General features: G+C 74.6%; 9 protein-coding genes. 8 read left to right on the top strand and 1 reads right to left on the bottom strand.

The genetic code is table 11. The features are described from left to right. The first annotated feature begins 100 nt into the window (after positions 1-100). Genes hypA through ACFV4F_RS39775 form a run of 7 tightly spaced genes read left to right on the top strand, consistent with a single transcriptional unit; the run spans position 101 to position 6,578 of the window. Positions 101-478 carry a hydrogenase maturation nickel metallochaperone HypA gene (hypA, locus tag ACFV4F_RS39805; protein WP_380510277.1) on the top strand — a complete coding sequence of 126 codons (378 nt, stop codon included), beginning with the start codon at positions 101-103 and terminating at the stop codon, positions 476-478. Between the two features lie 5 nt (positions 479-483). After that, complete coding sequence (gene hypB / locus ACFV4F_RS39800) at positions 484-1,215, top strand: hydrogenase nickel incorporation protein HypB (protein WP_380435246.1); 732 nt, start codon at positions 484-486, stop codon at positions 1,213-1,215. Further along, positions 1,212-3,527 (top strand): carbamoyltransferase HypF, encoded by a 2,316-nt coding sequence (gene hypF / locus ACFV4F_RS39795; protein WP_380510274.1) that lies wholly within the window; start codon positions 1,212-1,214, stop codon positions 3,525-3,527. The genes hypB and hypF overlap by 4 nt, the downstream gene beginning before the upstream one ends. Positions 3,528-3,533: 6 nt before the next feature. Beyond that, on the top strand, positions 3,534-3,845 hold the full coding sequence (locus ACFV4F_RS39790) for a HypC/HybG/HupF family hydrogenase formation chaperone (RefSeq protein ID WP_380510271.1): 312 nt from the start codon (positions 3,534-3,536) through the stop codon (positions 3,843-3,845). Next, a complete protein-coding gene (gene hypD / locus ACFV4F_RS39785) occupies positions 3,842-4,975 on the top strand; it encodes a hydrogenase formation protein HypD (protein WP_380510268.1) in 1,134 nt (377 codons plus the stop codon). The genes ACFV4F_RS39790 and hypD overlap by 4 nt, the downstream gene beginning before the upstream one ends. Continuing rightward, on the top strand, positions 4,968-6,050 hold the full coding sequence (hypE, locus tag ACFV4F_RS39780; RefSeq protein WP_380491050.1) for a hydrogenase expression/formation protein HypE: 1,083 nt from the start codon (positions 4,968-4,970) through the stop codon (positions 6,048-6,050). The genes hypD and hypE overlap by 8 nt, the downstream gene beginning before the upstream one ends. 24 nt (positions 6,051-6,074) lie before the next feature. Continuing rightward, complete coding sequence (locus ACFV4F_RS39775) at positions 6,075-6,578, top strand: GrpB family protein (protein WP_380510265.1); 504 nt, start codon at positions 6,075-6,077, stop codon at positions 6,576-6,578. Here ACFV4F_RS39775 and ACFV4F_RS39770 read toward each other — a convergent pair. Then, entirely contained in the window at positions 6,559-7,263 is a 705-nt protein-coding gene (locus ACFV4F_RS39770; RefSeq protein ID WP_380435240.1) for a hypothetical protein, read from the bottom strand. The two genes, ACFV4F_RS39775 and ACFV4F_RS39770, sit on opposite strands and share 20 nt — an antisense overlap. A 150-nt stretch (positions 7,264-7,413) precedes the next feature. Between ACFV4F_RS39770 and ACFV4F_RS39765 the strand changes: the two genes are divergently transcribed. Next, positions 7,414-8,322: a CAP domain-containing protein gene (locus ACFV4F_RS39765; protein WP_380510262.1), complete on the top strand. Its 909-nt coding sequence runs from the start codon at positions 7,414-7,416 to the stop codon at positions 8,320-8,322. The last annotated feature ends 99 nt before the right edge of the window (positions 8,323-8,421 follow it).

The raw sequence follows: 8,421 nt of genomic DNA, 5'->3' as shown, positions 1-8,421 counted from the left end.
CCGGGGCCGCCCGGGCGCGGGGGGGGGGGGCGGCGGCGGCGCCCCCCCCCCCCCGCGTCCTGTAATGGGGCGCGTTGCCGCCGGGCGTGGGAAGGGACCGATGCACGAGATGTCGATCGCCGCCGCCGTCGTCGAGCAGGTGGACGAGGCCGCGCGCGAACACGGCGCCGCCGGGGTGGCCCGGGTGCGGCTGCAGGTGGGCGAGCTGGCCGGCGTGGTGCCCGAGGCGCTCGACTTCTGCTTCGAACTCGCCTGCGCCGGAACGCTGGTGGCGGGCGCGGTGCTGGACACCGAGGCCGTCGCGGCGCGGGCCCGCTGCACCCCCTGCGAGGTCGAGTGGGCCGTCGGCATGCCGCCGGACCTCGGCTGTCCGAGCTGCTCGGGCGGCGGCGTCGAGCTGCTGTGCGGGCGCGAGCTCCAGATCCTCGGCGTCGAGTGGGCCGAGCGCCCCGGCGTCCGGGCCGAACAGAAAGGCTGACGCCGATGTGCCAGACGGTCGACCTCCGCCAGGCGGTCCTCGCCCGCAACGACGACAGCGCCCGCGAGCTGCGCGCGGCGCTGAGCGCGCGCGGCACGGTCGTGGTGAACATGCTCTCCAGCCCGGGCAGCGGCAAGACCGCCCTGCTGGAGGCCGAGTTGGGGCTCGCGAAGGAGCGCGGCGTCGCCGTCGCCGCGCTCACCGCGGACCTCGCCACCGAGAACGACGCGCTGCGGCTGGCGCGTTCGGGCGCGCCGGTCAAGCAGGTGCTCACCGACGGGCTCTGCCACCTGGAGGCGCGGATGCTCGCCGGGCACCTCGACGGCTGGCTGCCGGCGGACTGCCGGCTGCTGTTCGTCGAGAACGTCGGCAACCTCGTCTGCCCGGCCTCCTACGACCTCGGCGAGTCGCTGCGGGTGGTGCTCGCCTCGGTGACCGAGGGCGAGGACAAGCCGCTCAAGTACCCGACCGCGTTCGGCCTCGCCAACCTCGTGCTGGTGACCAAGGCGGACCTCGCGGCGGCGGCGGACTTCGACGAGGCCGCGTTCCTGGCGAACGTCCAGCGCGTCAACCCGGGTGTGGAGGTCGTGCACACCTCGGCCCGCACCGGGGGCGGCGTCGGGGCGCTGCTCGACCGGGCACTGGGCGTGCTGGACGGGGCGGCGGTGCACCGGCCGGTGATGGCTTCGGGGCATTCGCACGGCGGGCACGTGCACGTGGTGCAGGAGACCCCGTGACCGCGCTCGACCGCGAGCGGCGGCGGGTCGCCGTCCGCGGGCTCGTGCAGGGCGTCGGCTTCCGGCCGTTCGTCTTCACGCTCGCCGGCGAGCTCGGGCTGGCCGGCAGCGTCACCAACACCGGCGAGGGTGTACTGGCCGAGGTCGAGGGCAGCCGCGAGGCCGTCGACGCCTTCTGCCGGCGGATCGCCAGCGACGCCCCACCGCTCGCCCAGGTGGCCTCCGTCGAGCACGCGGCGCTCGCCGCCACCGGCGCCACCGGCTTCACCATCGCCCCGTCCCGCGCCGACGGCCCCCGGGCCACCCTGATCCCGCCCGACGTCGCCGTGTGCGCCGACTGCCTGGCCGAACTCGCCGACCCCGCCGACCGCCGCCACCGCCACCCGTTCATCAGCTGCACCAACTGCGGCCCCCGGCACACCATCGTGACCGGCCTGCCGTACGACCGCGCCAACACCACCATGGCCGGCTTCCCCCTCTGCCCGGACTGCGCCCGCGAGTACGCCGATCCGGCCGACCGCCGCTTCCACGCGCAGCCCGTCGCCTGCCACGCCTGCGGGCCGCGGCTCGCACTCGCCGTGCCGGGACGGGCCGGGCGGACGGGCGAGGACGCGCTGGCGGAGGCCCGGCGGCTGCTGGCGGGCGGCGCGATCCTCGCCGTCAAGGGCATCGGCGGCTACCACCTCGCCTGCGACGCGCGGAACGCCGGTGCCGTCGCACTGCTGCGGCGGCGCAAGCGGCGCGGCGACAAGCCGTTCGCGCTGATGGCCCGTGACCTCGCCACCGTCGAGGGCCTGCTGCCCCTCCACCCCGTGGAGCGGGAGCTCCTCACCGGGCCGGTGCGGCCGATCGTCCTGCTGCGGGGCGCGGCGCCGGCCGGGCTCGAAGCGGTGGCCCCGGGCAGCCCCGACCTCGGCGTGATGCTCCCGTACACGCCGCTGCACCACCTGCTGCTCGCCGCGCCCGGGACCGACCTCCTGGTGATGACCAGCGCCAACCTCTCCGGCGAACCCATCGTCACCGACGACCGGCACGCGCTCGCCGCGCTCGCCCCGCTCGTCGACGGCTGGCTCACCCACGACCGCCCGATCCACGTGCCCTGCGAGGACTCCGTCGTGCGCGTGGTCGACGGCGAGCAACTGCCGCTGCGGCGCTCGCGCGGCTACGCGCCGCTCCCGCTCCCGCTGCCCGTGCCCGTCCGGCCGGCCCTGGCCGTCGGCGGCGACCTCAAGAACACCTTCGCGCTCGCCCGCGACGGCTACGCCTGGCTCTCCGGCCACATCGGGGACATGGACGACCTCGCGACGCTGCGCGCCTTCGACCGCGCGGTGGACCAGCTCGGCGTCGTCAGCGGCGTGCGGCCCGACCTGCTCGTCGCCGACCGCCACCCCGGCTACCGCTCGGTGCACCACGCGGAGCGGACCGCCGCGGGCCGGCCCGTCCGGCGGGTGCAGCACCACCACGCGCACGTGGCCGCGGTGATGGCCGAACACGGCCTGGACGGCCGCCGGCCGGTGCTCGGCGTCGCCTTCGACGGGACCGGGTACGGCGACGACGGCGCGATCTGGGGCGGCGAGGTGCTGCTCGCCGACTACGACGGATACCGCCGCCTCGCCCACCTCGCGTACGTGCCGCTGCCGGGCGGGGACGCGGCGGTCGAGCGCCCGTACCGGACGGCGCTCGCGCACCTGCGCGCCGCCGGGTTGCCGTGGGCGGCGGGGCTGCCGCCGGTCGAGGCCTGCCCGGAAGGGGAACTGCGCCTGCTGGAGCGGCAGTTGGATCGCGGACTGAACTGCGTGCCGACCTCCAGCATGGGCCGGCTCTTCGACGCGGTGTCCTCGCTCGCCGGCGTCTGCCACCGGGCCGGGTACGAGGCCCAGGCGGCCATCGAACTGGAGGCCGCGGCCGTCGGGCCCGGGACGGACGGATTCGGGACGGTCGAGGGGTACGCCTTCGGGCTGTCGGAGCGGGCGGGCGCCTGGACCGCCGAAGCGGGGCCGGTGCTGGCCGCCGTGCTGGCGGACCTGGCCGCGGGCGCCCCGGCCGGGCTGATCGCCGCGCGCTTCCACGCCGGGGTGGCCTCGCTCGTTCGACGGATCTGCGCGGCCGCCCGGGAGGAGTACGGGATTTCGACGGTGGCGCTCAGCGGTGGCGTCTTCGCCAACGCGCTGCTCTCCTCGGCCTGCGCGAGCGGCCTCGGGGAGGACGGCTTCACCGTGCTGCGGCACCGCCGGGTGCCGCCCAACGACGGAGGGCTGGCGCTCGGCCAGCTGATGGTGGCCGCCCGCTCGGCGGCCACCCGGGAGGAGTGAGGGCGCATGTGCCTGGCGGTGCCCGGCAGGGTGACGGAGATCGAGGAACGCGACGGGACCCGGATGGCGGTCATGGACTTCGGCGGGGTGGTCAAGGACGTGTGCCTCGAGTACCTGCCCGACCTGGCGGTGGGGGAGTACGCGATCGTCCACGTGGGCTTCGCGCTCCAGCGCCTGGACGAGGAGTCGGCCCGGCGGACCCTGGAGCTGTTCGAGGAACTCGGGCTGCTGCAGGAGGAGTTCGGCGACCCGTGGGAAGCGGCGCGGGCGGCGGAGGCAGTGGGGATGGACCGCGGGGCTGAGGAGGCCGGACGGTGAAGTACCTGGAGGAGTTCCGCAACCCCGAGCTCGCGGAGGGGCTGCTCGCCGACATCAGGGCGACGGTCACCCGGCCGTGGGCGCTGATGGAGGTCTGTGGCGGCCAGACGCACAGCATCATCCGGCACGCCATCGACCAACTCCTGCCGGAGGAAGTCGAGTTGATCCACGGCCCGGGCTGTCCGGTGTGCGTCACCCCGCTGGAGGTGATCGACCGGGCGCTCGCGATCGCCGCCCGGCCCGAGGTGATCTTCTGCTCCTTCGGGGACATGCTGCGGGTGCCGGGGACGGACCGCGACCTGTTCCGCGTCCGCGGCGAGGGCGGCGACGTCCGGGTGGTGTACTCGCCGCTCGACGCGCTCAAGATCGCCCGGGAGAACCCGGACCGCGAGGTCGTCTTCTTCGGCATCGGCTTCGAGACCACCGCCCCGCCCAACGCCATGGCCGTCCACCTGGCCAGGAAGCAGGGCCTGCGCAACTTCAGCATGCTCGTCTCGCACGTCCGGGTGCCCCCGGCCATCGAGGCGATCATGGACTCGCCGGACTGCCGCGTCCAGGGCTTCCTCGCCGCCGGGCACGTGTGCAGCGTCATGGGCACCGACGAGTACCCGGCGCTCGCGGAGCGCCACCGGGTGCCGATCGTCGTCACCGGCTTCGAGCCCCTGGACATCCTGGAGGGCATCCGGCGCACCGTCCGCCAGCTGGAGCGCGGCGAACACACCGTCGACAACGCCTACCCGCGAGCCGTCCGGCCCGAGGGCAACCCGGCGGCGCGCGCCATGCTGGAGGACGTCTTCGAGGTCGCCGACCGCGCCTGGCGCGGCATCGGCGTCATCCCGCTGAGCGGCTGGCGGCTCTCGCCGCGCTACCGCGACCACGACGCCGAGCACCGCTTCGACGTCACCGGGATCACGACCTGCGAGCCCGCCGCGTGCCGCAGCGGCGAGGTGCTGCAGGGGCTGCTGAAGCCCCACCAGTGCGAGGCCTTCGGCACCGTCTGCACCCCGCGCACCCCGCTCGGCGCCACCATGGTCTCCAGTGAGGGGGCCTGTGCGGCGTACTACCTCTACCGGCGGCTGAGCGTGCCGGTCGTGCCCCTTTCCGCTCAGGAGGCGAGTCGCGTTGGCTGACGTCGAACTGCTCACGGACACCGGCGCGTTGGACTTCTCCGGCTGGAGCTGTCCGCTGCCGTTGCGTGATCACCCGAGGGTCGTCATGGGGCACGGGGGCGGCGGGGCGATGTCCGCCGAGCTCGTGGCGAACATCTTCGCGCCCGCGTTCGGCGGCCAGGCGCTGGAGGGACTCGGCGACTCCGCCGTCCTCCACCTCGGCGGCGCCCGGCTCGCCTTCTCGACGGACTCCTACGTCGTGCGGCCGCTGTTCTTCCCCGGCGGCTGCATCGGCGACCTCGCCGTCAACGGGACCGTCAACGACCTCGCCATGAGCGGCGCCCGCGCCGCCTACCTCTCCTGCGGCTTCATCCTGGAGGAGGGGGTGGAGATGGCCGTCGTCGACCGCGTGGCCCGCGCCCTCGGCGCCGCCGCCCGCGCCGCCGGGGTCGAGGTCGCCACCGGGGACACCAAGGTGGTCGAGGCCGGGCACGGCGACGGCATCTACCTCAACACCGCCGGCATCGGTCTCGTCCCGGCCGGCGTCGACATCCGGCCGCAGCGGGCCGAACCGGGCGACGTGGTCATCCTCAGCGGGCCGATCGGGCTGCACGGCGTGGCGATCATGAGCGTGCGGGAGGGCCTGGAGTTCGGCGTCGAGGTGCGCAGCGACAGCGCGGCGCTCGGCGGGCTCGTCGAGGCCATGCTCAGGGTGACGCGTGACGTCCACGTCCTGCGCGACCCCACCCGGGGCGGTCTGGCGGCCTCGCTCAACGAGATCGCCGTGGCGGCCGGGGTCGGCGTGGTGATCACCGAGCGTGCCGTCCCCGTGCCGGAGGCGGTGGCCAACGCGTGCTCCGTCCTGGGCCTGGACCCGATGTACATCGCCAACGAGGGCAAGCTCGTCGCCTTCGTGCCGCGCGACGAGGCGGACGCGGTCCTCGCCGCCATGCGGGCCCACCCGCTCGGCGCGGAGTCCGTGGTGATCGGCGAGTGCGTCGAGGACCACCCCGGGATGGTCGTCGCCCGGACCGGCTTCGGCGGGACGCGGGTCGTCGACCTGCCGATGGGGGAGCAGCTGCCGCGGATCTGCTGATTCCGTTTCGGTAGCCTTCCGGGTGTGACTTCCGTCGACGAGCCCGTTCACGTGGTGGCGTACGACCCGGCCTGGGTGGAGCTGGGGAGTGCGCTGGTCGCGCGCGTGCGGGGCGCGCTGCGCGGCCTGACCGCCTGCGAGGTGGAGCACATCGGCTCCACGGCGGTGCCCGGCCTGGACGCCAAACCGGTGATCGACGTCCAGGTCGGGTGCGTGGCGGGCGAGTTCAGCGTGGCCGTGGCGCGCGTGCGGGAGCTCGGGTTCGAGCACCTGGGCGAGGCCGGCGTCCCGGGCCGCGAGTACCTGCGGCGGCGCGCCGGTCAGGCGGCGAACGTCCACGTCATGGCGCTGGACGGGCCGTTGTGGGCCGCCAACCTCGCGTTCCGCGACCACCTGCGGGCACACCCGGAGACGGCCGCACGGTACGCGCGCGTGAAGCGCGAGGCGGCGCTGGCGGCGGGCAGCCTGCTGGCCTACTCGGAGCTCAAGGCGGCGACGGTGGCCGACATCATGCGCGCGGCGCGGTAGGTCCTGCGCCGGACTGCGCCCTGCGGGTGCGGTGGTGGTGGACGAGGACGCCGATCGTCGCGGTGACGACGGCGACGGCGACGAGGACCGTGTCGAAGAAGGCGGCCATGACCAGGTCGAAGCGCCCGCCCGCGGCCTGGCCGGAGAATTCGGGGGAGACCAGGCCGCCCGGGTCCTCGGTGACGGCCACGCGTTCGCCGGCCGTGTCGGCGGCGCCGCAGTCGACGGCGTGGGTGCGGTCCGGGGCGTCGTCGTAGCGGACGTCGCAGTCGTAGGTCGTGGTCTTGCCGTGGATGACGCGGATGTCGGCGACCGTGCCCGGGTGTTCGGTGCCGCGGATCGTCAGCACGGTGGCCTGCGCGGTGTTCATGCTGAGCAGCGGCACGGCGATGAGCGGGGCGAGGAGCAGGCCGAGGGAGACCTTCCGCAGGGCCTTGGACGGGCAGAGGCCCCAGAGCGCGACGACCAGGCCGGTCATCCCGGTGAGGACCAGGGCCAGCGAGGGCACCAGCATCCAGAGCCCGAACGCGCCGAGGGCCCCGCCGAGCGGCAGCAGGACGGCGGCGGCCGGTATCCACAGTGCCGTCAGCAGGGGGCGCCTGGGCCAGGGGACGTCGTTCCCGTGGCCTCCGCGGCCTCGGCGCCGCTGCCCGGTGGCGGGCCGGGGACTCTCGCTGTGTGTCACGGTCGGACATCCTGCCAGGCCAGGCAGGGGGTGTGCCGGGTGGGGCGTGCGCTGACGCGTTGTTGATCGATTGTCTACGCACGCTTGGTGTCCTGTCTCCCGCCCCGCGATCGCAGCCGCGCGCGGGCCGCCCCGAGGCAGGAGAGTCCCGTGTCGCACATCGCCCTTTCCACCGTCCGCCGCCGTTCCCGCCTGGCGGCGGTGGCGCTCGCCGTGTCCGCGATATCGGCGTCCGGCCTCACCGCGCTCGCCGCGGCGCCCGCGAGCGCCGCCACGTCGGACGTGGTCGAACAGACGGTCACGATCCAGGACCACCAGAACGGCTACGCCCTGGCGACCATCGACGGCGAGGGCTCGCGGATCGTCGCCCGCAACTACCGGGACGCCTCGACCTCGTTCTGGATCTCCAACAAGCCGGGCGGGCGGGTCGACTTCGTCCGCAACGTCAACGGCACCGAGCGCGTCGTCGAGATGGACACCAGGGACAGCCGCACCACCCAGTTCATCCACTGGTGGGCGGGCGCCAACCAGCAGTGGACCCTGGAGAACGCCGCCGAGGGCGGCAGCTACATCCACAACGCGCTCGACAGCCGCTGCCTGACCTTCAACGGCCTCGACCGGGAGGCCACGGTGGAGAACTGCAACGGCACGGCGTCCCAGCGCTTCGACCTCGTCGGCAACGGCGGCCAGAACAACGGGACGTCCGTCGAGCAGCGCTTCCTCCAGCGGGTCAACGACCTGCGCGCGCAGTACGGACGGCCGGCGCTCCGCTACAACGAGACCCTCGCCCAGGCCGCCCGGTGCAACGCCGACCAGATGAACCAGCGTCGCGTCTCGGGGCACTTCTGCGACTCGCCGGGCATCCTGAGGGGCCTCGGCTACAACTTCCGGAGCTGGGGCGAGATCGCGTTCTACGGCCCCACGGACATCGACGCGGCCGTCGACGGGTGGATCAACTCGTCCGGCCACCGCGACATCATGCTCGACCCCAACCACACCGAGGTCGGGCTGGCCCGGACGGGCAACGCCTCGTGGAACGCGGAGTTCGGCTCCCGCTGAGCCGGGAGCCGGGGGGGCCGCGGCGGGGGGCCGGCGGCGGGCGCGGGGGGTGGGGTGTCCGCGGCTGCTTTCGTGGGGGGGGGTGGCGCCGCCGAGGAC

It is taken from the genome of Kitasatospora sp. NPDC059722 (assembly GCF_042733235.1).
In the GTDB taxonomy this organism is placed as follows: domain Bacteria; phylum Actinomycetota; class Actinomycetes; order Streptomycetales; family Streptomycetaceae; genus Kitasatospora.
Note: the sequence above shows the minus strand (reverse complement) of the source record. Positions and strands in the feature narration are given on the sequence as shown.

Coding starts and splice junctions, on each gene's coding strand:
- hypA (WP_380510277.1), top strand. CDS start 101: ATGCACGAGATGTCGATCGCCGCCGCCGTCGTCGAGCAGGTGGACGAG.
- hypB (WP_380435246.1), top strand. CDS start 484: ATGTGCCAGACGGTCGACCTCCGCCAGGCGGTCCTCGCCCGCAACGAC.
- ACFV4F_RS39790 (WP_380510271.1), top strand. CDS start 3,534: ATGTGCCTGGCGGTGCCCGGCAGGGTGACGGAGATCGAGGAACGCGAC.